The sequence below is a fragment of the Duganella zoogloeoides genome (genome assembly GCF_034479515.1).
In the GTDB taxonomy this organism is placed as follows: domain Bacteria; phylum Pseudomonadota; class Gammaproteobacteria; order Burkholderiales; family Burkholderiaceae_D; genus Rugamonas; species Rugamonas zoogloeoides.
In genome coordinates, this window is record NZ_CP140152.1 from 1368937 (window position 1) to 1394078 (window position 25142).

Here is a 25142-nt window from a genome sequence, read left to right on the forward strand (position 1 = left end):
TCACAAGAACTCTCACACATGAACGATCGCCTGGTGCGCCTGCTTGCAGGTTCCGCGCTGTTGCTGTGCGCGTCATATTCAATGGCCGACACCCCCATCGACACGCCCCGTTTCAATATCGCCCGTTACGAGGTCAGCGGCGATACCTTGCTCGGTGAGCAACTGGTGCAAGCGCTGGTGGCGCCGTTTGCCGGCCAGCAGCGCGATTTTGGCGATATCCAGCGGGCGGTCGAAGCGCTGGAAAACGCCTACCGCGCGCGCGGCTATACGCTGGTGCTGGTCAGCCTGCCGGAACAGGAGCTCGACCACGGTGCGGTGCGCCTGAACGTGCTGCAAACGCAGGTGGGCAAGGTAACCGTTTCCGGCAACCAGTACGTGGACGACGCCAATGTGCGGCGCGCACTGCCCGCCCTGGTCGAAGGCCAGACGCCGAACATGCCGGCGCTGGGCCTGAGCCTGAAGCTGGCCAACGAAAACCCGGCCCGCAAGCTGGAAGTGCGGCTGGCCGGCGGCGAGGCCGAGGACAAGGTCGATGCCGGTATCACGGTGGTCGATGAACGTCCCTGGAAGGCCACGCTCAACCTCGACAATACCGGCAGCGACGCGTCCGGCAAGACCCATGCCGGCGTGGTGCTGCAACATGCCAACCTGTGGGGCCGCGATCACGTGGCCAGCGTGCAGTACACCACCTCGCTCGAACATGGCAGCCAGATCGGCGTCTATGGCGTGGGTTACCACGTGCCGTTGTACGCGCTGGGCGACTCGCTGGACTTTTTTGCCAGTTACTCGAACGTTGATTCGGGCACGGTGTCGGCCGGCATCGTCGATCTGGCCGTCAGTGGCCGCGGCACCACCGCCGGCGCACGCTACAACCAGAACTTCGGCAAGCGCGACAACTATGAACCCAAACTGGTCTATGGACTGGACTTCAAGGCTTACCGCAACAGCCTGCAATTCTTCGGCACCGAGCTGGGTACGGATGTGACGGTGCGTCCCGTCAGCATCGCCTACATCGGCGCCTGGCGTTTGCCGGACGGCGAGGCCAGCGTGGGCGTGACCCTCGCGCGCAATATTGCCGGCGGCAAGAACGGCAGCCAGCGCGACTTTACCCTGGCGCGCGTGGGCGCCAAAGCCGGCTACAGCGCCTTGCGTCTGAGCGGCAGTTATAGCCAGGTGCTGGGCAGCGACTGGCAATGGCGCGCGCTGTTCAACGGCCAGTACACGCCCGATGCGCTGGTGCCGGGCGAGCAGTTCGGCGTGGGCGGCGGCGCCTCGGTGCGCGGCTTTCTCGAACGCGAAGTGGCCAACGACAGCGGCGCCAACCTGAACCTGGAACTGTATGCGCCCAACTGGTGCGGCAATGGCGGCTACCAGTGCCGCGCGCTGGCCTTCTACGACACCGGCTGGGTGCGCCGCAATCACGTCCTGCCTGGCGAAATCGACAGCATGGCGATCGGCTCGGCCGGGCTGGGCCTGCGCATGCTGCTCAGCCGCTACGCCAATGTGCAGCTCGATTATGCCCATGTCGTCAACCCGGGCCAGACCGGGCGCCGCGACGCCAATCGCCTGCATTTCCGGGTTGCGCTCTCGTACTAGGGCACTCAAGGTACCAAGGATAAAACATCATGACCAAACAAAAACCATTGCGCACCGTGCCCGCCGGCCACCCCTTCGAGCCGCCGCTGCGCCGTACCGCGCTGGCGCTGCTGATCGCCGCCTGTTTCAATGCCGCCCATGCCAATCCGGTCGCGCCGCAAGTGGTGCATGGCCAGGCCACGTTCAACCAGCAGGGCAACCTGTTTACCATCACCAATACGCCCAATACCATCATCAACTGGCAAAGTTTTTCCGTGAATGCCGGTGAGATCACGCGCTTTGTCCAGCGAAACGCCGGCAGCAGCGTATTGAACCGCATCACCGGCCAAGACCCCAGCAAGATCCTCGGATCCCTGCAGTCGAACGGTAAAGTATTCCTGATCAATCCGAACGGCGTGCTGTTCGGCCGCGATGCGCGCGTCGATGTGGCGGGGCTGGTGGCCTCCAGCCTGGCGTTGTCGAACCAGGACTTCCTGGCCGGCAAGATGAGCTTCAAGGCTGGCGACACGGCCGGCGCCGTCATCAACCAGGGCGCCATCAACGTCGGCAGCGGCGGGCAAATCCTGCTGATCGCGCCGAACGTGGAAAACAGCGGCATCCTCACGGCGCCGAACGGCGACGTGCTGCTGGCCGCCGGCCACAGCGTGCAACTGGCCGACGCCGCCAACCCGGACTTGCGCGTGGTGCTGTCCGCGCCCGCCGACCAGGCCATCAACATCGGCCAGGTGGTGGCGCAGGGCGGGCGTATCGGCATGGCCGGCGCGCTGCTGAGCCAGCGTGGCGTACTCAACGCCAACAGCGCAGTGGTAGGCGAGAACGGCAAGATCGTGTTGAAAGCCAGCGGCAAGACGCTGCTGGAAAATGGCAGCGTCACCAGCGCCACCAGTGCGGTGGGCGAGGGGGGCGAGATTACCGTGCTGGGCGACCAGGTCGGCATGCAGGGCAATGCCAGCGTGGACGCCAGCGGCGCTCTCGGTGGCGGCACGGTGCTGCTGGGCGGCGACTATCAAGGCAAGAACCCGGCGATTGCCAACGCGCGCCAGGTGGCGGTCGGCAAGGATGCCACCATCGCCGCCGACGCGTTGGAGAACGGCGACGGCGGCAAGGTCATCATGTGGGGCAACGAGACTGCGCGCGTGTTCGGCAGCATTTCGGCGCGCGGCGGCGCGGTGTCGGGCAATGGCGGCCTGGTGGAAACGTCGGGCCGTTACCTGGCGGTCGATGGCATCCGCGTCGATACCAGCGCGCGAAGCGGCAAGCGCGGCAACTGGCTGCTCGATCCCTACGATATCGAAGTCGTGGCCGGCTACAACGGCCAATTGCAGAGCGTTGACCAGTTTGCCGACGAGCCGCTCAACGCCTCCATCGGCGCCGGCACGATTTCGAATGCCGGCAGCAACGTCATCCTGCAGGCGACGCACCGCATCACCTTCAACAGCGCCATCAACATGGTCAATAGCGGCGCGGGCCTCACTGCCCAGGCAGGCGAGGCGATCAACGTCAATGCAGCGATCACCACCATTGGTGGCGCGGTCAACCTGTCGGCCAACGATGCGGCCGGCGGCATGGCGTATGGCGCCAGCGGCAGCGTCAACCTGAACGCGGCCATCATCACCGATTATGGCGACGTTACGTTGTCCGGCGCCAGCATCCTCGGTGCCGGCACGGTCAACGTCGGCAACGGCAGCCTGAGCTTGAAAAGCAACCGGGCTGGCGGCAGCATCGCACTGAGCGGCACCGGCAATCAATTGGTGGGCAGTGGTGCGGAAGGGCAGACCGTGCGCTTGCAGGCCGACAATATCAGCTTTACCGGCGGCCTCAATTTCGGCGGCGCCGGTGGCCTGGCCACGCTGACCATCAAGCAGCTGAGCGAAGGCCGCCAGATCGACCTGGGCAGCAAGCCGGGGACTGCGCTGGGCCTGACCAACGATGAACTGAACCGCGTTGCCGTCAACAACGTCAATATCGGCGATGCCAGCTCCGGCAACATCGCCATCAGCGCGCCGGTCAACCTGGTCAATCAGCAGGATGTGGACGGCATCAGGTACCTGAACCTGGAAACCGGCGGCGCCCTGGTCGCCACGGACAAGCTGGCCATGCACCAGGCCGACAGCGAACTCAGCGTGACCGCCGCCAGCCTAACGGTCGGCAACGGCGGCGGTCTGTCGGCGGGCGCCGCCGTCAGCCTGACGGCTGATAACATGAGCCTGGGTGGCTCGTCCCAATCGATTCGCGCCGGAACCGGGACCGGGACCGGGACCGTCAACCTGAGCCGCCGCACCGATAACGGCAGCATCGAAATCGGCAGCGCCGGCGCGGACAGTATCGACAGCCTGGGCCTGACCGAAAGCGAACTGAAAACCGTCGGCGCATCGACCATCGCGATCGGCAATGACAACTACACCGGCGCGCTGAATCTGCAAGGCGCGCTCGACCTGAGCAACTCGAATAACCTCAACCTGCTGCAATTGCGCACCGGTGGCAATATCAACCTGAACGGCGCCGTGGCCGTCGCGAAGGATCTGACCGTTGCGGCCGGTTCCTTCGGCTCGGACAGTGTGATCAGCGCCAATGGCATCGTCAGCGTCGGCGGCGCTTTCCTGCTCGATGGCGGCAACTGGGTACAGAACAACGCCAGCTTGCCCGCGTTTTCCGCGTACAGCTTCAATGTCAACAACGGCAGCTTCTTGCGCGTCAAGGGCGGCAATGGCGATGCGGCAAGGCCGTACCAGATCGCCGATGTGTACGGCTTGCAAGGGATCGGCACGCAAAGCCACAGCAAGCATTACAGCCTGGTAGCCAATATCGACGCCAGCGGCACGGCCAACTGGAACCGGGGCAATGGGCGCACCGGTTTCGCACCGATGTTCACTGGCGACGACCTGGCTTATGCAGGCATCTTCGATGGCGGCAATCACAGCATCAGCGGCTTGACCATCAACGGCGGCGTCAACTCACCGTATTTCGGCAGCGGCCTGTTTGCAAGGCTGCAGGGGGGCACCATCCGCAACCTGGCGATGGTGGGCGGCAGCGTTGTCGGCGGTAATAATGTGGGTGCGGTGGCGGGCAACAATGGTGGCGGCACGATCAGCAACGTCACCAGCAGCATGTCCATCAGCGGCAACACCAATGTCGGCGGCCTGGTGGGCTTCAATAGCGGCACGATCAGCAATGCCACCGCCACTGGCGCCGTGACGGGGCTCGATGCTACGTATAACTCGGGCTATTCGACCGTGGGCGGCCTGGTAGGGAGCAATAGCAGCAGCGGTACCATCACGGTGGCGCGCGCCACGGGCGCGGTCACCGCGCCTGGTGAACAGGTGGGCGGCCTGGTCGGCAATAACAACGGCGCCATCTCGCAAGCGTACGCTACCGGCAGCGTCGATGGCGGGGCCAGTGTCGGCGGCCTGGTCGGACGCAATGGCGGCACCATCGGCGACGCCTATGCGACCGGCGCCATTGGCATGGTCAGGGTCTACGACATTTACCCAAGCAACCTTGGCGGCGTGATTGGCTGGAGCGTGGCGGGCAGCAGCGCCAGCCGCCTGTATTTTTCCGGCACTGTATCGAGTAATAACGTCACCTCCGGGACCGTGGGCGCCGTGGTCGGGCGCGCCGATCCTGGCGCGGGCGTGGGGCCGGCTTTCTTCAACTACGACATTGCCGGCACTTATTTTGACCAGGGCGGCTCCACCGGGCGCACTACGGCCGACATGAGCAAGCAAAGCAGTTTCGGCGGTTTCAATTTCGGCGACAATGCCGTCTGGCGCATCTACGAGGGCCATACCACGCCGCTGTTGAAAGCTTTCCTGACGCCGTTGCAGGTAACCGCCGGCGGTGCCTCCAGCCGCGTCTACGACGGCCAGGTGGCCAGCGTCGGACCGCTCAGCTATGTCGGGCTGCTCAACGGCGACCTGGGCGCCAGCGGCACGGCCACGTATGGCGACGCGCGCAATGTCGGCACTTATGCACTGGGCGGACTGTGGTCCACCCAGTACGACATCAGCTATGCCGGCGCTGCCAGCGTGTCCATCACGCCGCGAGCGTTGAGCGTAATCCTGGGCGGCAGCAAGGTGTACGATGGTGAGCTCGGCTTTGCCAATGTATCGTTAAGCCTGGACAACGTTGTCAGCGGAGACTACGTGAGCGTGGCTGGCACCGCCGCACAATTTCTCGACAAGAACGCTGGCACCGGCAAGCCGGTCACGGTCAGCGGCCTGACTATTTTGACCGGTAATGAACTGGGCAATTACAGCCTGGCAGATACCGCCACCGGCACGGCCGATATCACCCGCGCCACGCTCGCCCTGGGCAATGTCAGCGCGGCCAATAAAATCTACGATGGCAACACCACCGCCAGCATCAGCGGCAACCTGACTGGCGTGATCGGCAGCGACCAGGTCCGGCTAACGGGCCTCTTGGGCAGTTTCAACAACAAGAACGTAGGCGCCGCCAAGGATGTCAGTTACAGCGTGACCGAGAGCAATCTCACTGGCAACGATGCTGGAAACTATGTGTTGGCCACCGGAGGCAGCACCAGTGCCACCATCACGGCGCGCACGCTCAATCTGGGCTTCGCTGGCGTTAATAAGACCTATGATGGCAACGCGGCGGCGACCTTGACGATTACTGACGATCGTGTCGCGAACGACGTGCTGACAGCAACGGCCAGCGGCGCCTTTGCCGACAAGAACGCCGCTGCCAACAAAGCGGTCACGGTGGAAAATGCCAGCTTGTCCGGCACGGATGCTGGCAACTACGTGCTGGCCTCGACCACCGGCGCGACCAGCGCCACCATCATGCAGCGCGCATTGGCGCTGGGCTTTACTGCTGCCGGCAAAACCTATGACGGCAACACTGCCGCCACGGTTTCGGTGACCGACAACCGCGTGACTGGTGACGTACTGACGGCAACGGCTACCGGTTCATTTGCCGACAAGGACGCAGGCGTCAACAAGGTAGTAACGGTAGCGAACGCCACCCTGTCAGGTACCGATGCCGCCAACTACTTGCTGACCTCGACCACCGGCGCGACCAGCGCCACCATTACGCAGCGCGCGCTGGCGCTGGGCTTTATGGCCGCCGGCAAGACCTATGATGGCAACACTGCCGCCACGCTCGTCGTGACCGACAACCGTGTGGCTGGCGACGTGCTGACGGCAACGGCGACTGGCGCATTTGCTGACAAGAATGCTGGCGCCAATAAAGTGGTGACAGTGCAGAACGCCAGCCTGTCCGGTACCGATGCAGCCAACTACGTGCTGGACTCGACCACCGGTGCTGCCAGCGCCACCATTGCGCAACGAGCGCTGGCGCTGGGCTTTACGGCAGCGGGTAAAACCTACGACGGCAATACCGCCGCCTCGCTCTCGGTGACGGACAACCGCGTTGCTGGCGACGTGCTGACAGCAACGGCCATTGGCGCCTTCGCCGACAAGAATGCTGGCGCCAATAAAGTGGTGACAGTGCAGAACGCCAGCCTGTCCGGTACCGATGCAGCCAACTACGTGCTGGACTCGACCACCGGTGTTGCCAGCGCCACCATTGCGCAACGAGCGCTGGCGCTGGGCTTTACGGCAGCGGGTAAAACCTACGACGGCAATACCGCCGCCTCGCTCTCGGTGACGGACAACCGCGTCGCTGGCGACGTGCTGACAGCAACGGCGACTGGCGCTTTTGCTGACAAGAATGCTGGCGCCAATAAAGTGGTGACAGTGCAGAACGCCAGCCTGTCCGGTACCGATGCAGCCAACTACGTGCTGGACTCGACCACCGGTGTTGCCAGCGCCACCATTGCGCAACGAGCGCTGGCGCTGGGCTTCACGGCAGCGGGTAAAACCTACGACGGGAATACCGCCGCTACTGTGTCGGTGACCGACAACCGCGTCGCTGGCGACGTGCTGACGGCATCTGCGACGGGCGCGTTTGCCGACAAGAATGCTGGCGCCAATAAAGTGGTGACAGTGCAGAACGCCAGCCTGTCCGGTACCGATGCAGCCAACTACGTGCTGGACTCGACCACCGGTGTTGCCAGCGCCACCATTGCGCAACGAGCGCTGGCGCTGGGCTTCACGGCAGCGGGTAAAACCTACGACGGGAATACCGCCGCTACTGTGTCGGTGACCGACAACCGCGTCGCTGGCGACGTGCTGACGGCATCGGCGACGGGCGCGTTTGCCGACAAGAACGCGGGCGTAGGCAAGGTCGTGATGGTGCAGAACGCCAGCCTGTCCGGCACGGATGCCGCCAACTACGTGCTGGGCTCGGCCTCTGGCGTCACCAGCGCCACCATTGCGCAGCGCGCGCTGGCGTTGGGCTTTACGGCTGCCGGTAAAACCTACGACGGCAACACCGCTGCCGTGGTCGCCGTGACCGATAACCGTGTTGCTGGTGACGTGCTGATAGCAACAGCCAATGGTTCATTCGCGGACAAGAACGCAGGCATCAACAAGACCGTAATGGTGCAGAACGCCACCCTGTCCGGGACCGATGCCGCTAATTACGTCTTGGACTCGACGACTGGTGCCACCAGCGCCACTATTGCGCAACGTGCACTGGCGCTGGGCTTTACGGCAGCTGGCAAGACCTACGACGGTAACATTGCCGCCACGGTCGCTGTGACCGATAACCGTGTTGCCGGTGACGTGCTGACCGCCACGGCTAGTGGCGCGTTTGCCGACAAGAACGCAGGCGTCAACAAGACCGTAGCGGTGCAGAACGCCACCCTGTCCGGCGCAGATGCCGCCAACTATGTGCTGACCTCGACCACCGGTGCTGCCAGCGCCACTATCACGCAGCGCGCACTGGCACTTGCCTTTACGGCAGCGGGTAAAACCTACGACGGCAATACCGCCGCCACGGTCTCCGTGACTGACAACCGCGTCGCTGGCGACGTGCTGACGGCATCGGCCAGCGGCGCATTTGCTGACAAGAATGCTGGCGCCAACAAATTGGTGACGGTGCAGAACGCCAGCCTGTCCGGCGCAGATGCCGGTAACTACGTGCTGGACGCGACCACCGGCGCCACCAGCGCCACTATTGCGCAACGTGCACTGGCGCTGGGCTTCACGGCAGCTGGCAAGACCTACGACGGTAACATTGCCGCCACGGTCGCTGTGACCGATAACCGCGTTGCCGGTGACGTGCTGATCGCCACGGCTAGTGGCACGTTTGCCGACAAGAACGCGGGCGTCAACAAGACCGTAGCGGTGCAGAACGCCACCCTGTCCGGCGCAGATGCCGCCAACTACGTGCTGGACTCGACCACCGGTACTGCCAGCGCCACCATTGCGCAACGAGCGCTGGTGCTGGGCTTTACGGCAGCGGGCAAAACCTACGACGGCAATACCGCCGCCACGGTCTCCGTGACTGACAACCGCGTCGCTGGCGACGTGCTGACGGCATCGGCCAGCGGCGCATTTGCTGACAAGAATGCTGGCGGCAATAAAGTGGTGAGAGTGCAGAACGCCAGCCTGTCCGGCACCGATGCCGCCAACTACGTATTGGACTCGACCACCGGCGCGACCAGCGCCACCATTGCGCAACGCGCGCTGGCGCTTGGATTCACGGCCGCCGGCAAAACCTATGACGGCAACACTGCTGCCACAGTTGCAGTGACCGACAACCGCGTGACTGGTGACGTACTGACAGCAACGGCCACTGGCGCCTTCGCCGACAAGAACGCCGGTGCCAAGAAAGTCGTAACGGTGCAGAACGCCAGCCTGTCCGGCACCGATGCCGCCAACTACGTGCTGGACGCGACCACCGGCGCCACCAGCGCCACCATCGCGCAACGCGCCCTGACCCTGGGCTATACCGGTAACGACAAGGTGTATGACGGCGGCAGCACGGCCACGGTCGCGATTGCGGACAACCGACTCGCGGGCGATGTGTTGAACGTCTCGGCCAGCGCCGCGTTTGCCGACAAGAATGCCGGCAGCGGCAAGACGGTTACGGTAAGCAATGCCAGCCTGTCCGGCACCGATGCCGGTAACTATACGCTGGCCGCATCCGGTGGCGCGACCACGGCCAGCATTGCCCGCGCGGCACTGACCCTGAGCAGCATCAGCGCCAGCGACAAGGTGTACGACGGCACCCAGGCGGCCAATGTCAGCGGCACGGTGGCCGGCGTGATCGGCCAGGATGCGGTTAGCCTGGCCGGCGGTAGCGGCGTCTTTGCCGACCGCAATTTCGGTACCGGCAAAGCCGTGGCGGTGAGCGGCTTCCAGCTGGCCGGCAGCGATGCCGGCAATTACACCTTGACGACCAACAGCGGCGTGGCGCAGGCCAGCATCGCGCAACGCGCCTTGTCAACCTGGATCGGCGCGAGCGGCGGCTTGTGGAGCGACGCCGCCAACTGGGAAGGAGGCGTGGCGCCAAGCGGCAGCAATGTGCTGGCAGCCGATTTTGCGGCCAGCACCGGCACCGTGGTGTACACGGCTGCCGCCGGCGACACGGTACTCGACAGCTTTACCTCGCGCGGCGGCCTGAACCTGGCCGGCGGCAGCCTGCTGGTCAATGGCGCCTTCAGCGCCGCCAACTACGCGCAAAGCGGTGGTTTGCTCGGAGGTTCCGGCAATGTCACGGTCAGCAACAGCTTCAGCCAGAGCGCCGGCGCCATCAACGTGGGCGGCAACCTGGCCATCAGCCAGGCCAGCGGCGACCTGCGGTTTGCTGCGCTGGCGGCCAATGCCATCAGCTTGACCGCCAGCACGGGCGCCATCAGCCAGAGCGGTGCGGTGGTGGCCAATCGCCTGACAACGCAATCGCAAAGCGGTACCGTGTTGAACGACGCGGGCAATCGCCTTAAAAGCTTTAGCGCCAGCAATAGCGGCGCCGGCGGCATAGCCTTGACCACGACCAGCGCGCCCGATGTGCTGGTGCTGGGCAGCCTTGCCACTGGCGCCGGCGATGTGCGCATCGAAAGCACGGGCGGCATGGAAAGCCATGCCATTACCAGCGGCAGCGGCAACGTGACCCTGATCGCGCACAGCCCGGTCAACGTGCAGGGCGCCATCAGCGCCAACGATGTCACCATTGACGCCAGCACGGCCGTGAGCTTCGGCGACGGTGCGCGCGTCGATGCGGCGCGCACCGTCGCGGTCACGGCCGGCACCGGCGTCACGTTTGCCGGCGCGGCCGCCCTCGATGTGCTGGCGACGGGCGGCATCAATGTCCTGGCCAGAAACGGCGACCTGACCGCCGCCGATACCGTGCGCATCAACAGCCGCGGCGCGCCGGTTACCTTGCTGGCGCCAAATGGCAGGTTGATCGTGCCAGCTTCCGTGATGGTGGCCGCGCCGGTGACCACGCCGGTGGTGCCGCCATCGGCGGTCACCGTCCCTGGCAATGCCGTGGCCTCGCTGACCAACACGTATAACCCGCTCAACCAGATCAGTACGCCCAACAGTGTGAGCAGCCCGCTGCTGGCAAACCTGGCCCTGGACGACTCGACGAAGAAAGCAACAGATGAATCCAAAAACGGTATCAAGAAGTCGTTCTGCAACTAGGTCGATGCTGGCAGGCGCCATGCTGTGGCTGGTGCTCATGAGCATCAGCCTGCACGCGCTGGCGCAGGTGGCCGGCACGGTGACGCAGTTGAGCGGCCCGATGATGGCAAAAAAGGCCGACGGCAAGGTCAAGATACTGTCGCTGAAATCCGACGTGGAATCGGGCGACACGTTGATGACCGAGAAGAACACCTACGCCCTGGTGAAATTCATCGACAACAGCGAAATCACCCTGAAGCCAGGCACCACCTTCGTGGTGGAACAGTTTGCCTATCGGGACGACCAGCCCGACGCCGACCGCGCCAGTTTCAACCTGGTCAAGGGCGGCTTGCGTTCGCTGTCGGGCTTGCTGGGCAAGCGCAACAAGGAAAAGTTCAGTCTGAAAACCCCGGTTGCCACCATCGGCATCCGCGGCACTTATTTCACTGCAGAATACATCGGCGGCGGCGGCACCATACCGTCGGCCCCGACGTTGCCCAAAACGGCAGTGCCTACCCTTCCGCCAGGACTCTACACGTCCGTGATCACCGGACAGATCGAGGTGAGCAATCCAAGCGGCACGCTTAATTTTGCCGCCGGCCAGTTCGGCTACACGCCAAGCGCCAGCCAGCCGCCGATCCTGATACCGCAGAATCCGGGCTTGCAGTTTACGCCGCCGCCCAGTTTCACCACGATAGGGCCCGTTGCCAGCGGCCAGTCCGCCACGCCGGACAAGTCTGGCGGCGTCGATTGCGAGGTGCGCTAGATTTCGCTTGACCTTCCCATCGTTGGATAGTTGATCCTGTATGCATTCTCCATGCATACAGGATTTTTACCATGCAAAACCCGGCTCAACACACCTTGTCGTTCGGCGTCGACGGCATGACTTGCGCCTCGTGCGCCGGCCGGGTCGAGAAGGCGCTGGCCGGCGTGCCCGGCGTGGTTGACGCCAGCATCAACCTGGCCACCGACACGGCGCGCGTCACCAGTAGCACGCCGATTGCGCTGGCGCCGCTGCAGGCGGCGGTGGAGCAGGCCGGCTATGCGCTGGTTACCAGCGAGATCGACCTGGGCATCGAAGGCATGACCTGCGCCTCGTGCGTGGGGCGGGTGGAAAAGGTGCTGCTCAAGGTGCCCGGCGTGCATGCCGCCAGCGTCAACCTGGCCACCGAGAGCGCGCGCGTCAAGGTCAGCGGCGTGGAAGCCGCCGCCCTGGTCGCAGTCCTCGACAAGGCCGGCTACCCGGCCAGCGTCGCCAACAATGACAGCACGGTCACCACAGCAGCCGCCGCAACCCCGGCGCGCGATGGCTGGAAAGTGGTGCTGGCAGCCACCTTGTCGCTGCCCCTGATGCTGCCGATGCTGCTCGAGTGGGCCGGCCTGCACTGGACGCTGCCGGGCATGCTGCAATGGGCACTGGCAACGCCGGTGCAATTCCTGCTCGGCTGGCGCTTTTACCGGGCCGGCTGGAAAGCGGTGCGGGCCGGCGCCGGCAATATGGACTTGCTGGTCGCCCTCGGCACCAGCGCCGCCTATGGTTTGAGCGTGTACCTGCTGCTGGCCGGCCACAGCGGCATGGCGCACCTGTATTTCGAAGCCTCGGCCGTCGTGATCACCCTGGTCTTGCTGGGCAAGTGGCTCGAATCGCGTGCCAAGCGCCAGACCGCTGCGGCCATCCGGGCGCTGCAAGTGCTGCGCCCCGAGTCGGCCCGGGTGCGCCGCGACGGCCAGGAGCACGATGTTCCGGTGGCGCAGGTGCGGCTTGGCGACCTGGTCGTGGTGCGTCCCGGCGCCCGCATACCGGTTGATGGCGTCGTGCTCGAAGGCGCCAGCGATGTCGATGAAGCGCTGATCACCGGCGAGAGTCTGCCCGTGAGCAAACACGCGGGCGAGCAGGTGACGGGCGGCGCCCTGAACGGCGCCGGCGTGCTGCTGGTGCGCACCAGTGCCGTGGGGCTGGAGTCTACCTTGTCGCGCATTATCAGGCTGGTGGAAGACGCGCAGGCGGCCAAGGCGCCGATCCAGCACCTGGTGGACAAGGTGAGCGCCATCTTCGTGCCGGTCGTGCTGGTGCTGGCCCTGGCGACGCTGCTGGGCTGGTGGATTGCCAGCGGCGACCTGGAAACGGCGATTATCAACGCCGTGGCCGTGCTGGTGATCGCCTGCCCATGCGCCCTGGGCCTGGCCACGCCGGCGGCGATCATGGCCGGCACCGGCGTGGCGGCACGCTACGGCATCCTGATCAAGGACGCCGAGGCGCTGGAGGTGGCGCACGCGGTCACCACGGTGGTGTTCGATAAAACCGGGACCTTGACGCTCGGCATGCCCGTGCTGGCGGCCCTCCACGCGCATGACATCGGCGAAGAACGCCTGCTGCAACTGGCGGCAGCCATCCAGGCCGGCAGCGAGCATAGTCTTGCCAGGGCCGTACTTACCGCAGCCGCTGCGCGCCAGCTGGCGCTCTTGACGGCCAGCGGCGTAGCGGCCTTGCCGGGCCGGGGGCTGGCGGCCCAGGTCGATGGGCTGGCCTTGAAGCTGGGCAGCACGCGCCTGATGCAGGAGGAGGGCGTGGACCTGGCGCCGCTGCAAGAACAGGCGCAGGCGCTGGAAGCGGCCGGCAACACGATTTCCTGGCTGTCGTGCGGACCGCAGTTGCTGGGCCTGTTCGCCTTCAGCGACCCGGTCAAGCCTGGCGCGCGCGCGGCGATTGCCCGGCTGCAGGCGCTGGGCATTGCCACCGTCATGCTGACTGGCGACAACCAGGGCAGCGCGCAGACCGTCGGCAAGCTGCTCGGCATCGATACGGCGGTGGCCAATTTGCTGCCGGCCGATAAAGTGGCTAGAATCGTGCAGCTGAAGGCGGCTGGCGCCAGGGTCGCGATGGTGGGCGACGGCATCAACGACGCGCCGGCGCTGGCGGCGGCCGATGTCGGCATCGCCATGTCCACCGGTACCGACGTTGCCATGCAGGCGGCCGGCATTACCCTGATGCGCGGCGACCCGTCGCTGGTGGCGGACGCCATCGATATTTCGCGCCGCACCTACAGCAAGATCCGCCAGAACCTGTTCTGGGCCTTCATCTACAACCTGGTGGGCATTCCGCTGGCGATGCTGGGGTTGCTCAATCCCGTGGTGGCCGGCGCTGCCATGGCACTGAGCTCCGTCAGTGTGATCAGCAATGCGCTGCTGCTGCGCCGCTGGAAACCCGCCACCACACCCCGGAGTGCCACATGAATATCGGACAAGCCGCTGCCGCCTCGGGCATCACCGCCAAGATGATCCGCTACTACGAGAGTATCGCGCTGGTGCCGCCAGGACGGCGGTCCGACGCCGGCTACCGGGTGTACAGCGACGATGATTTGCACGTGCTGCGCTTCGTCAAGCGCGCCCGGACGCTCGGCTTTTCGCTGGAACAGATCCGCGAACTGCTGTCGCTATGGCACAACAAGGCGCGCGCCAGTGCGGACGTCAAGGCCATCGCGCTGGGCCATGTGGCTGAACTGAACCAGCGCATCGCCGAACTGACCGAGATGCGCGACACCTTGCAAACGCTGGCCGGCTGCTGCCAGGGCAACGACCGTCCCGATTGCCCGATTCTGCAGAGCCTTGCCAATCCGGCGTGATTCGTGCCCGGCCTGGTCGCCAGGCTGGCGCGGCGGTTTTGCGCGCGGTGCTAGCATCGGGACATGACGACACCCTATCAACTCTATTACTGGCCCGGCCTGCAAGGGCGCGGCGAATTCGTGCGGCTGGCCCTGGAAGAGGCGGGCGTTCCCTACGAGGATGTGGCACGGAAGAAGAAGGGCATGCCGGAGCTGCAAGCAAGCCTCGATTTCGCGCACAGCGAGCACCCGGCGTTCGCACCGCCGGTGCTGCGCGCGGGCGAAATGCTGATCGGGCAGACTGCCAACATCCTGCTGTTTCTCGGCGCCCGCCACGGCCTGGCGCCGCGCGCGGAAGCAGGGCGGCTGTGGACCAACCAGCTGCAACTGACGATTGCCGACATCGTCAACGAGGTGCACGATACCCATCACCCGCTCTCGACCAATCTGTACTACGAAGACCAGAAGAAGGCGGCCAAGGTGCGCGCCAAGGATTTCATCGCCGAGCGCATCCCGAAATTTCTCGGCTACTTCGAGCAGGTGCTGGCCAACAACCCGGGGCGCGGCGCGTTTGCCGTGGGTTCCAGGTTGTCGTACGTGGACTTGTCGCTGTTCCAGCTGATGGCCGGCTTGCGTTACGCGTTTCCCAATGCGATGGCGCGCCAGGAGCACGCGTGGCCGCGGCTGGCCGCCTTGCACGACGCGGTGGCCGCGCGGCCCGATATCGCCGCGTATTTACGCTCGAAGCGGCGGATACCGTTCAACGAAGACGGCATCTTCCGTCACTATCCGGAACTCGACAAGTAACGTCAGCTGGCGCTCGCGACGGGGAACCCGGCATCGGCAATTGCCGCCTTGAGCGGCGCCAGCCCGGTGGCGCTGTCGATGCGCACCGTCTTGCTGGCCAGATCGACTTCCACCTTCGCCGCTGCATCGACCGCCTGCACCGCGCGCGTGACGGCGCTGACGCAATGGCCGCAGGTCATGTCTTCCACTTGTAGCTGATACATGGTGTTTCTCCTTACAGGTTGGGGTCATCATACTGTAAGGCTTCCAGCGGTGGTAAGGTCAAGCGGATGCTGCCTTCACCCCAGTGGCGGATCGTCCAGCCGTGCCAGGTCGAGGCTGACCAGGGCCCAGATGCCGTCGGCGTAGCTGGGCTCGCGCGACAGGTATTCCACCTCCGAGGCCTTGATTTCGAACGCCTTGCCCTGTTCGACCAGCTGCCCCACGTGGCCATAGATGGCCTTGGTGGCGTTGCTCATGGCGCGATCCACTGTTTCGCCGCTGGTGGTGCAACCGGGAATGTCCGGTACTGTCACGCCGTACTTGCTGCCGCCATGCTTTTGGATCAGAATCGGAATATCCATCGTGTCACCTCGGCCGGGTCCAAAAATCAGGAGAATCAATGACTTGGAGGTCTCAGTGTCGTACAGTCACGGCCACGTTTCAAGCACTTTCGTGAGAGTTTACGACCGCACTTTTTATATTAGTAACAAATGTTGAAATGCATAAATCTCCGCTCTATCGTGGTTTAACCTTCTAAACATCAGATCCCCCATCCCCTTAGCTGGCCAGGCAATTCGCTTACACCATCCAACAAGCGGGGAAAATCATGAAAAAACTCGTGCTCGCCGCATTTGCTTTGGCAGTTGCCGCCTTTGGCAGCGCCAACGCCGCCGTCATCACGTTCCAGGGCGCCCAGCCCCGCGCCGCCGCACAAACCACCGCCGAAGGCTATCGCGACACCGTGCAAGCCACTGTTGCCGGTTTGCCACTGAGCTCGAGCTTTACCACGCAAAAACCTATGCCCTGATGTTCGGTTGCGTGGTGGCGCGCCGCCGCCAGAAACAAGGCTGATAACGGGGTTTCCATCACCGCCGCACCCCCCGGCGGTGCCAGCACTACCCTCGGTTACATCTCCTGCTCTCGCCTTTCGCCCCAGCTGTTATTCCCTCTAACAATTACTGCAATTTCCGCTCCGTGCACCTTATTGGTGAATTCGCTTCATGGTGGTGCAAATGAGGCTTTTAATTTAATTTTGATAATTTATATTTTTATCAAATTAAATTCGCAATATATTGATAAAAATTATTATAAATATGCCTCAGTCGCAAAAAAGCAACATTAAATTATATTTGTAACTAAATGCAACTGTTTCAGCTGCATAATAAATATTCTTGCTTTTACGGAATTATTATTGGTAGGTAAATCTTTGCTAGTAATGGTCGTGATTGCCGGAGTTTGGTTCACATTATAAAAACTGGTTGCATAAAGCACAAAAAGGGAAGAGCAATGTTATTGAAAGAGAAAACCAGTGTCATCTTGGTGCGGCTGGCGATCGGTACTTTTGCCGGTACCGCGATGCTTGCACAATTGGCCCATGCACAGGACGCCAACCTGGCAGCCCAGCCGGTGGCCGAAGCCAAGACCACCGAAGACAGCAATCCTGCAGTTCAGAAAGTGTATGTGACCGGCTCCAACGTGCGCCGCATTTCGGTGGAAACGGCGTCGCCTGTGCAAATCATCACCCGCGACGAACTCACCCGTGGCGGCGCCACGTCGCTCAACGAAGTCCTGCGTACCATTTCCGCCAACGTCGGCGGTATCGATGAAAACCGCACCAACGGCTTCAGCGCCGGCGCAGCCGGCCTCAACCTGCGCGGTTTCGGCAGCCAGGCAACCCTGATGCTGATCAATGGCCGCCGCCTGGCGCCGTATGCGCAGCCGGAGTTCCAGACCACCTTTGTCGACCTGAACTCGATTCCCGTCGGCGCCGTCGAGCGCGTCGAAATCCTCAAGGATGGCGCCTCGGCCATTTACGGTTCGGAAGCGATGGCCGGCGTGGTCAACATCATCCTGCGCGACAGCTTCGAAGGCCTGGAACTGGGCGGCTCGCTGGGCGAGTCCAGCCGCAGCGACGGCAAGCAAAAACGCGCCACCGTCAGCTACGGCAAGGGCAGCCTGGTCGAAGACCACTTCAATGCCTACGTCACCCTGGACGTGCGCCAGCGCGACCCGATGTATATGTACAACCGCGACGGTTACCTGGGCACCCAGGACCTGCGCGCCTACGGTTACAAGGACCAGCGTTCGCTGTACACCTATCCGGGCAACATCTACTGGACCGACAAGGCGACCAATGTGCTCACCTCGCGCACGCTCGACAAGAACTGCCCGGCCGACCGCCTGGTGCCCGCATCGAGCGTACTGGGCGCCACGTCGGTGGGCCAGGCGTGCGTGTTCGATGATTACAAGGACAGCTCGATCAATTCCGCCGGCAAGACCGACCGCTTCGGTATCACCAGCCGCCTGACCTGGCAGCCGACCGCCAACACCACCCTGTTCAGCGAGCTGATGTTCAACCGCAACAAGGCCACGGTGACCGGCCTGCTGCACTGGGTGGCCGGCCAGAACGGCCAGATCGTCCCGGCGCTGCCGATCACCCACCCGCAGTATCCGCAAGAACTGATCGGACCGGACGGTAAAACCCTGGCCGGCGGCAATGGTACCGTGCGCGTGCGCGCTTCGCTGCGCGACTTCCCGGGCCAGGGCCAGAACAACACGACCGATTTCGGCCGCTACCTGGTGGGCGCCAAGGGCGACTTCAAGAACTGGGACTGGGAAACCGCCTTGCTGCGCACCGACAGCAAGGTTTCCTCGCGCAATACCAGCGCCATCCTGGCCACCCCGTTCATCGATGCGTACACCAACGGCACCTTCATCTTCGGTGGCGGCGCCGCCAACCAGGCGCTCTACAACTCGATCACGGCCAGCCCGAAGAACGGCTTCAAGTCCGGCCTGACCCAGATCGACGGCAAATTGTCCGGCGAGCTGTTCAACCTGCCGGCCGGTGCAGTCGGCCTGGCGGTGGGCGCCGAGTTCCGTCGCGAAACGCTGTCCACCAATCCCGATCCGCTGGCAGTCGAGGGCGAGCTGTATCACCAGGCGCAATTGCCGCCCGGCTTCTCGAACAGCCGCCGTATTTCGTCGGTCTATGCCGAGTCGACCGTTCCCGTGTTGCCGTCGGTCGAAGCCCAGTTGGCGTTGCGCTATGACCACTACTCGGACTACGGCAACTCGACCACGCCGAAAGTGGGCGTGAAGTGGAATGCCACGTCGTCGTTCGTGGTGCGCGGCACGTATGCCGAAGGCTTCCGTGCACCGACCCTGGTGGAAAACTCGACCGATGTGCGCAATGCGTTCCTGACGTTCCGCGATCCGGCCCGCTGCAACGCCAGCTTCACCCTCGGTTGCAGCGGCTCGAGCGCGTACCAGAGCGGCGCCAACCCGGCACTGCAGCCGGAAACGGCGAAAAGCTACACGCTGGGCGTGGCATGGGAACCGAGCCCGTCGTTCATGGCGACGCTGGACTTCTTCCAGATCAAACGCGTCGATGAAATCGGCACGTACGACCTGTCGAAGGTGCTGGCCGATCCTGACCGCTACGCCAACGATCCGGCCGCCGTCATCACCCGCGCGGCGCTGACCGCCGCCGACCGTGCCGCCGGCGCCACCGCTGGCGAGATCACCAACATCCGCATGTTGCTGACCAACGTGGCGGTGTCCAAGATCCGCGGCGCCGACCTGAAGCTGACGGGCCGCCTGAACATGGGCGAGTACGGCGTGCTGACGCCAACGCTGAACGTGAGCTACACGCAGTCGTACAAGAACGCGCCGTCGCCAACGTCGGACCTGATCGAGTACGCCGGCACCCGTGGCACGCCGTCGGTGCAGGCCAACCTGGGCCTGGCGTGGAAGAAGGCGGCATATGCGCTGTCGGCCGACACCGTATTCGTCGGCAAGATGGCGTCGGTGGCGGACCGTACCACCGAGTGCGTGATGGCGACCGAAGGCTACCCGCAACTGTGCACGGGCATTGCTTCGTTCACCGTGGTCAACCTGGGCGGCAGCTACAGCGGTTTCAAGAACACCAAGCTGAGCTTTGCGATCCAGAATGCCTTCGACCGCAAGCCGCCGTTCCACCCGAACGACGGCGCCAACTACTACGCGCCGCTGCATAGCGCGATGGGACGTTACTTCCAGTTGACCGCCGATTACAGCTTCAAGTAATCGCGGCAGGATCAAAGGCGCCGTGGCCGCGAGGTGACGGCGCCTTTGACCTCATGAGTGTTTTTGTTCCCGAATCGAGGAGACAGTTTTGAACCGACGCATCCTTCCCGTCGTGCTGGGCGCCTTGCTGCTCGGCGGTGGCGCTTACAGCCCCGTGGCGCAGGCCGACGCATCCATCCCCATCGCCGATTTCTTCAAAAAGGCCGAATTCAGCGGCCGCCCCGTGCTGTCGCCCGATGGCCTGAGCATGGCCGTGCTCACGCCGCGCAACGGCCGTTTCGTGCTGGCAGTGATCAATCTCGAGACGCGCGCCTCGACCGTGGTGGCCTCCGATCCGGAATGGAACGTGGCCAACCCGATCTGGGTCAACAATCGCCGGCTGGTGTTCAGCATCAACAAGGGCGGTGACGAAGTGCAGGAAAAGCAAACCGGTGGCGGCCTGTTTGCCGTCAACAGCGACGGCAGCGGTTTTCGCAAGCTGGTCATCAGCATCAAGGAGGCGATGAGCTCGAATCTGCCATACAAGCCGGTCTCGGTGCTGACGCGCGTGGGCGGCGACAGTAACGACCTGATCGTGGTGAACAACGAACGTGGCCGCGATGCCGACCTGGGCGCCAGCGACGTGTTTCGCCTGGACACCACCAACGGCCGCATGGCGCTGCTCACCTTTAACAATCCGGGTGCGGTCAGCGGCTGGGTGCTCGACCATAACAAGGTCATCCGCGTGGCATCGTCGATGACGGTGGAGGACAGCAGCAAGCGCATCATCCAGACCGTGTACCTGCGCGATGACGAGAAAGCGCCGTGGAAAGCCATCTACAAGGCCTACCTCGATGAAGGCAAGGAAATGAATCCGCTGGGCTTCGACTTCGACAACAAGACCTTGTTCGTGGCCGGGCGCTTCAATGGCCGCGACAAGGCCGGCGTGCACATCTGGAACTCGGCCAACAACACCGCCGGCGAACTGATTGCCGAGCACGCCGAGGCCGATATCCCGGATGGCCTGATCTTCGATGAAATCCGCAAGAAAGTGGTGGGCGTATCGGTGGATGGCATGAAGCCGGAAATGTATTATTTCGACGAGGACTACGCCCGCCTGCAGGCCACGCTCGACGCCAGCCTGCCGGGCGAGCGCGTGCAGTTCCAGTGGAATGGCAACCACGCGGTGGTGGCCACCTCCAGCACCAATAATGTCGGCAAGCTGTACCACTTCGATACCGTCAGGAAAACGCTCGAACCGCTCTACAGCGTCAAGCCTGAGCTGGACGGCAAGAAACTGTCGGAGCAGGCCGTGATCCGCTACCAGGCCCGCGACGGCCTGACCATTCCTGCTTACCTGACCCTGCCCGAAGGCCGTCCCGCCAAGGCGCTGCCGCTGGTGGCGTACATCCACGGCGGCCCGCACGCGCGCGACGGTTTCGGCTACGATCCGATCACGCAAATGCTGGCCTCGCGCGGGTTTGCCGTGCTGCAGCCGCAGTTCCGCATGTCCACCGGCTTCGGCTGGAAGCATCACGTCGCCGGCTGGAAGCAATGGGGCCTGACCATGCAGGACGATATCACCGACGGCATCGAGACCCTGGTCAAGCAGGGCGTGGTCGATCGCAACCGCGTGTGCATCATCGGCGCCAGCTACGGCGGCTATGCCACCATGTATGGCCTGGTGAAAAACCCTGACCTGTACAAGTGCGGCATCAACTGGGTAGGCGTTACCGACGTCAAGATGCTGTTCACGGTGAACTGGTCCGACATGTCGGGACCGGTGATGGACAACATCGGCGCGAAAATGCACGGCGATCCGAAAACCGACGAGGCCTACTTCACCAAGGTATCGGCCATCGGCAATGCCAGTAAAATCAAGGCCCCGGTCCTGATGGCGTACGGCAGCGAAGACCGCCGCGTACCGCTGATCCACGGTGAAAAAATGCGCGACGTGTTGCTCAAGCAGGGCAACACCGTGGAATGGATGGTGATGACGGGCGAGGGCCACGGCTGGGCCAAGGAAAGCAACAACATCAAGTGGGGCGAAACCGTGTACCGCTTCATCAACCGCTACATTGGTGACGGCGCCGCTGCCACCACCACGAAAGCGGCGGGACAGCCTTGAGCGCCGGGTAATATCGGCAGGCATAAAAAAAGCCCCGCCGGCAGCGCTGCCGGCGGGGCTTTTTGCTGTGTAACTTAAAACTTACAGCACTTCGCTGGCATGATCGGCCAGGCGCGAGCGTTCGCCGCGCGCCAGGGTGACGTGGCCGCTGTGGGTCCAGCCCTTGAAGCGGTCGACCACGTAGGTCAGGCCGCTCGAGCCTTCGGTCAGGTACGGCGTGTCGATCTGGGCGATGTTGCCGAGGCACAGGATCTTGGTGCCGGGACCGGCGCGCGTGACCAGGGTTTTCATCTGCTTGGGCGTCAGGTTCTGCGCTTCGTCGATGATGAGGAACTTGTTGACGAAGGTGCGGCCGCGCATGAAGTTGAGCGACTTGATCTTGATGCGCGAACGGATCAGGTCTTGCGTTGCCGCACGGCCCCACTCGCCGCCGTCGGTATCGGACTTGTTGAGCACTTCGAGGTTGTCGTCGAAAGCGCCCATCCATGGCGACATCTTTTCTTCCTCGGTACCCGGCAGGAAACCGATGTCTTCACCGACCGGCACCGTCACGCGGGTGACGATGATTTCGTTGTAGAGCTTGGTTTCCAGCACTTGCGCCAGGCCGGCGGCCAGGGCCAGCAGGGTCTTGCCGGTACCGGCCTGACCCAGCAGGGTGACGAAGTCGCATTCCGGGTTCATCAGCAAGTTCAAGGCGAAGTTCTGCTCGCGGTTGCGCGCGGTCACGCCCCACACATTGTTCTTGTTGTGGCTGAAGTCGCGCAAGGTTTGCAGCACGGCGGTCTTGCCATTGAGTTGCTTGACCTGGCCGTAGAACGGCGCTTCGCCGTTTTTAGGCTCCAGGAACACGAACTGGTTGACCAGCAGCGACGGGATGAACGGACCGGTCACGCGGTAGAACGTGGCGCTCTGGCCGCTCTTGTTCTCCTGCCACGATTCGAGATCCTTGCCGTGCTTGTTCCAGAAATCGTCCGGCAGCTGGACGATGCCCGAATACAGCAGGTCGGTATCTTCCATCACGTGATCGTTGAAATAATCCTCGGCCGGCAAGCCCAGCGCACGCGCCTTGATGCGCATGTTGATGTCTTTCGACACCAGCACGATGGCGCGGCCCGGCTGATCGGCTTCGAGCGAGCGCACCACGGCCAGGATCTGGTTGTCGGCCTTGCCCACCGGCAGACCCAGCGGCAGGTCGGCGGTTTGCATGCGGGTCTGGAAGTACAGGCGGCCCTTGGCGTCCTTGTTGCCCAGCTTGGACAATTCGATGCCGTTTTCGATGGCGTCGTCGTCGGTGTTGGAGACCAGCGCGTCGAGCGTGCGCGAGACCTGGCGCGCATTGCGCGCCACTTCGGTCATGCCCTTCTTGTGGTTGTCCAGTTCTTCCAGCGTCATCATCGGCAGGTAGACGTCGTGCTCCTCGAAGCGGAACAGCGACGACGGATCGTGCATCAGCACGTTGGTGTCGAGCACGAACAGCTTGGTGGTACCGGCCTGGTCCGCATTGCGGCTGGTGGACGACTTGATGCCCGACTCGTTGGCCTTGTGCTTGGTGGGATGCGGTGCTTCGGCGGTAATCGGCGTGACCTTGGAGCGCGAAGGCGCAGCCTTGGTCTTGGCCACCGGCTTGGCCACCGCGGGCGCTGCTGCCGGCGTTGGCACCGGCGCCAGTTTGGCGACCGAAGCGGGCGCGGGCACTGCCTCGGCGGCAGCTTTCAGTACGGCCGGCGCCGCCTTCAGCACGGCAGCAACAGCCTTGGACTTGGTGGTCTTGGCCGGTGCCTTGGCCACCGGTGCAGCAACGGGCGCGACCGGCGCGACTTTTGGTGTTGGCACAGCTTTGACGACAGGCGCCGCTTTCTTCGGCGCGCGCGCGGCAGCGGGGACGGCGACATCTTCCACGACCGCAGCCGCTGCGGCCGCGATGGCGGAAACAGGGCGCTGAGCAGTGGCTTGGGGATAATCTTTTGCCGGCAGTATAGTCGCAGGCTTACTAGGTAATTTTGGCAGTGGCATCAGGATCTCAATCGAAAAATATCTGGAGGAATCCGCCCATAGGCGCAGCGCGCTTGCCCGTGCGTAATCGGGAAGCGTTGGGACCGGATGGGGTGGATGCTGGGTAAAGCAGGTAACAAGACTGCCGATGGGCATATATCTCGCCCGGTGGTAGGACTGCATGGTGGCCGGTGGGCCACCAGTGAGGGGTGGTTGATTGACAGTGTGAACTCAAGATTGGTGAATACGCATGGTACTGCAACGGTTAGGCAATTCCGGACCGCTGCGCACTGGCCTGGGCAACTACAGCATCAAGCCTGGCGCGCGACGAATTCCAGCACTTCATCAACGTGACCTGCAACCTTCACGCCTCTCCATTCTTTCACCAATTGGCCGTTAGCGTCAATCACAAACGTACTGCGCTCGATGCCGCGCACGGTCTTGCCATACATTTGCTTCATCTTCATGACACCGAACTGTTCGCACAGCGCTTCATCGGGATCGGAGATCAGCTCGAAAGGCAGGCCCAGCTTGGTTTTGAAGCTTTCGTGCGAGCGCAGCGAATCGCGGCTGACACCGTAGATTTCGGTGCCCGCCGCCTGGAATTGCTCGTGCAGATCGCGGAAGGCGATGTTCTCGGTGGTGCAGCCAGGCGTGTTGTCCTTGGGATAGAAAAACAGCACCGTGTGGCGCGCCGGACGGCCTGCCAGCTGGAAGGTCTGCGCGCCCGTCATGGCGGCGGAAAAATCGGTCACGGGGGATGGGCTATCAGCCAAAGACGTTCTCCTGGGGTAAGCGTGGCGCCAAGGCGGCGCGCTGGAATGTTGCTGTAATGTGGGGCCGGGCGGTGCAATTGCAAGGGCAAGATCAACCGTTGCCTTGCTCGGCGGTGTCGATGATCAATGCCAGCGCCACCTTGCGGCCTTCGCCCATCAGGATATTGTAGGTGCGGCAGGCGGCCTGGCTGTCCATGCACTCGACGCCGATGCGGCGCAAGGTGAGCGCGGCCGTCAGGCGCGGGTGGATGAAACGCTGGCGCGCGCCGGTGCCGAGAATGACCACGTCGGGATCGTCGGCGCCGATTACATCGAAATGCTCTACGGTAAGAGATTCGAAGGTGGGCGCATCCCAGGCGCGCGGCGCCATCTCGGGCAACACCACCAGGCTGTAGTTATAACGCTCAGCGTTGATTTCCACGCCAGTCTGGTCGTAGCCGGTGACGGTTTGGTACTTTTGGGTATCGCTTTGATGAAGCTTCATGGTGATGTCTGCAAGAATGCTGCG

At 63.4% G+C, this 25142-nt stretch carries 14 protein-coding genes; 9 read left to right on the forward strand and 5 right to left on the reverse strand.

Going from position 1 to position 25142, the window contains the following annotated elements:
• Positions 1 to 18 precede the first annotated feature (18 nt).
• From SR858_RS06035 to SR858_RS06060, 6 genes are all read left to right on the forward strand, one after another.
• Positions 19 to 1596: a ShlB/FhaC/HecB family hemolysin secretion/activation protein gene (locus SR858_RS06035; RefSeq protein WP_026637426.1), complete on the forward strand. Its 1578-nt coding sequence runs from the start codon at positions 19 to 21 to the stop codon at positions 1594 to 1596.
• A 29-nt stretch (positions 1597 to 1625) separates the two neighbouring features.
• A complete protein-coding gene (locus SR858_RS06040; protein WP_322534504.1) occupies positions 1626 to 11105 on the forward strand; it encodes a YDG domain-containing protein in 9480 nt (3159 codons plus the stop codon).
• A gap of 4 nt (positions 11106 to 11109) precedes the next feature.
• Positions 11110 to 11850 carry a FecR family protein gene (locus tag SR858_RS06045; protein ID WP_019922623.1) on the forward strand — a complete coding sequence of 247 codons (741 nt, stop codon included), beginning with the start codon at positions 11110 to 11112 and terminating at the stop codon, positions 11848 to 11850.
• Positions 11851 to 11921: 71 nt separating this feature from the next.
• Complete coding sequence (locus SR858_RS06050) at positions 11922 to 14318, forward strand: heavy metal translocating P-type ATPase (RefSeq protein ID WP_040377914.1); 2397 nt, start codon at positions 11922 to 11924, stop codon at positions 14316 to 14318.
• The gene (gene cueR, locus SR858_RS06055; protein ID WP_019922621.1) at positions 14315 to 14707 is read left to right on the forward strand and encodes a Cu(I)-responsive transcriptional regulator; all 393 of its coding nucleotides are present in this window, start codon (positions 14315 to 14317) and stop codon (positions 14705 to 14707) included. The genes SR858_RS06050 and cueR overlap by 4 nt, the downstream gene beginning before the upstream one ends.
• Before the next feature lie 63 nt (positions 14708 to 14770).
• The gene (locus tag SR858_RS06060) at positions 14771 to 15493 is read left to right on the forward strand and encodes a glutathione S-transferase (protein ID WP_019922620.1); all 723 of its coding nucleotides are present in this window, start codon (positions 14771 to 14773) and stop codon (positions 15491 to 15493) included.
• A 2-nt stretch (positions 15494 to 15495) separates the two neighbouring features.
• On the opposite strand, the gene SR858_RS06065 is transcribed toward SR858_RS06060, so the two are convergent.
• Both SR858_RS06065 and SR858_RS06070 read right to left on the reverse strand, forming a co-directional pair.
• Entirely contained in the window at positions 15496 to 15696 is a 201-nt protein-coding gene (locus SR858_RS06065; RefSeq protein WP_019922619.1) for a heavy-metal-associated domain-containing protein, read from the reverse strand.
• A 75-nt stretch (positions 15697 to 15771) separates the two neighbouring features.
• The gene (locus SR858_RS06070) at positions 15772 to 16056 is read right to left on the reverse strand and encodes a type II toxin-antitoxin system HicB family antitoxin (protein ID WP_019922618.1); all 285 of its coding nucleotides are present in this window, start codon (positions 16054 to 16056) and stop codon (positions 15772 to 15774) included.
• 245 nt (positions 16057 to 16301) lie between these two features.
• On the opposite strand from SR858_RS06070, the gene SR858_RS06075 reads away from it, so the two are divergent.
• The 3 genes from SR858_RS06075 to SR858_RS06085 all read left to right on the forward strand — a co-directional run bounded on the left by SR858_RS06075 (position 16302) and on the right by SR858_RS06085 (position 21866).
• Positions 16302 to 16502, forward strand: a complete 201-nt coding sequence (locus SR858_RS06075; protein ID WP_019922617.1) for a hypothetical protein — start codon at positions 16302 to 16304, stop codon at positions 16500 to 16502.
• Positions 16503 to 16981: 479 nt separating this feature from the next.
• A complete protein-coding gene (locus SR858_RS06080) occupies positions 16982 to 19759 on the forward strand; it encodes a TonB-dependent receptor (protein ID WP_026637425.1) in 2778 nt (925 codons plus the stop codon).
• Between the two features lie 88 nt (positions 19760 to 19847).
• On the forward strand, positions 19848 to 21866 hold the full coding sequence (locus SR858_RS06085) for a S9 family peptidase (RefSeq protein WP_026637424.1): 2019 nt from the start codon (positions 19848 to 19850) through the stop codon (positions 21864 to 21866).
• Positions 21867 to 21947: 81 nt separating this feature from the next.
• Here SR858_RS06085 and SR858_RS06090 read toward each other — a convergent pair whose 3' ends face one another.
• From SR858_RS06090 to SR858_RS06100, 3 genes are all read right to left on the reverse strand, one after another.
• Positions 21948 to 23879: a PhoH family protein gene (locus SR858_RS06090; protein ID WP_026637423.1), complete on the reverse strand. Its 1932-nt coding sequence runs from the start codon at positions 23877 to 23879 to the stop codon at positions 21948 to 21950.
• A 290-nt stretch (positions 23880 to 24169) separates the two neighbouring features.
• On the reverse strand, positions 24170 to 24634 hold the full coding sequence (locus tag SR858_RS06095; protein WP_026637422.1) for a peroxiredoxin: 465 nt from the start codon (positions 24632 to 24634) through the stop codon (positions 24170 to 24172).
• A gap of 91 nt (positions 24635 to 24725) precedes the next feature.
• A complete protein-coding gene (locus SR858_RS06100; RefSeq protein ID WP_026637421.1) occupies positions 24726 to 25118 on the reverse strand; it encodes an Mth938-like domain-containing protein in 393 nt (130 codons plus the stop codon).
• Between the last annotated feature and the right edge of the window lie 24 nt (positions 25119 to 25142).

Coding starts and splice junctions, on each gene's coding strand:
- SR858_RS06080 (WP_026637425.1), top strand. CDS start 16,982: ATGTTATTGAAAGAGAAAACCAGTGTCATCTTGGTGCGGCTGGCGATC.
- SR858_RS06100 (WP_026637421.1), bottom strand. CDS start 25,118: ATGAAGCTTCATCAAAGCGATACCCAAAAGTACCAAACCGTCACCGGC.
- SR858_RS06050 (WP_040377914.1), top strand. CDS start 11,922: ATGCAAAACCCGGCTCAACACACCTTGTCGTTCGGCGTCGACGGCATG.
- SR858_RS06035 (WP_026637426.1), top strand. CDS start 19: ATGAACGATCGCCTGGTGCGCCTGCTTGCAGGTTCCGCGCTGTTGCTG.
- SR858_RS06045 (WP_019922623.1), top strand. CDS start 11,110: ATGCTGGCAGGCGCCATGCTGTGGCTGGTGCTCATGAGCATCAGCCTG.
- SR858_RS06090 (WP_026637423.1), bottom strand. CDS start 23,879: ATGCCACTGCCAAAATTACCTAGTAAGCCTGCGACTATACTGCCGGCA.
- SR858_RS06040 (WP_322534504.1), top strand. CDS start 1,626: ATGACCAAACAAAAACCATTGCGCACCGTGCCCGCCGGCCACCCCTTC.
- SR858_RS06070 (WP_019922618.1), bottom strand. CDS start 16,056: ATGGATATTCCGATTCTGATCCAAAAGCATGGCGGCAGCAAGTACGGC.
- cueR (WP_019922621.1), top strand. CDS start 14,315: ATGAATATCGGACAAGCCGCTGCCGCCTCGGGCATCACCGCCAAGATG.
- SR858_RS06065 (WP_019922619.1), bottom strand. CDS start 15,696: ATGTATCAGCTACAAGTGGAAGACATGACCTGCGGCCATTGCGTCAGC.
- SR858_RS06060 (WP_019922620.1), top strand. CDS start 14,771: ATGACGACACCCTATCAACTCTATTACTGGCCCGGCCTGCAAGGGCGC.
- SR858_RS06075 (WP_019922617.1), top strand. CDS start 16,302: ATGAAAAAACTCGTGCTCGCCGCATTTGCTTTGGCAGTTGCCGCCTTT.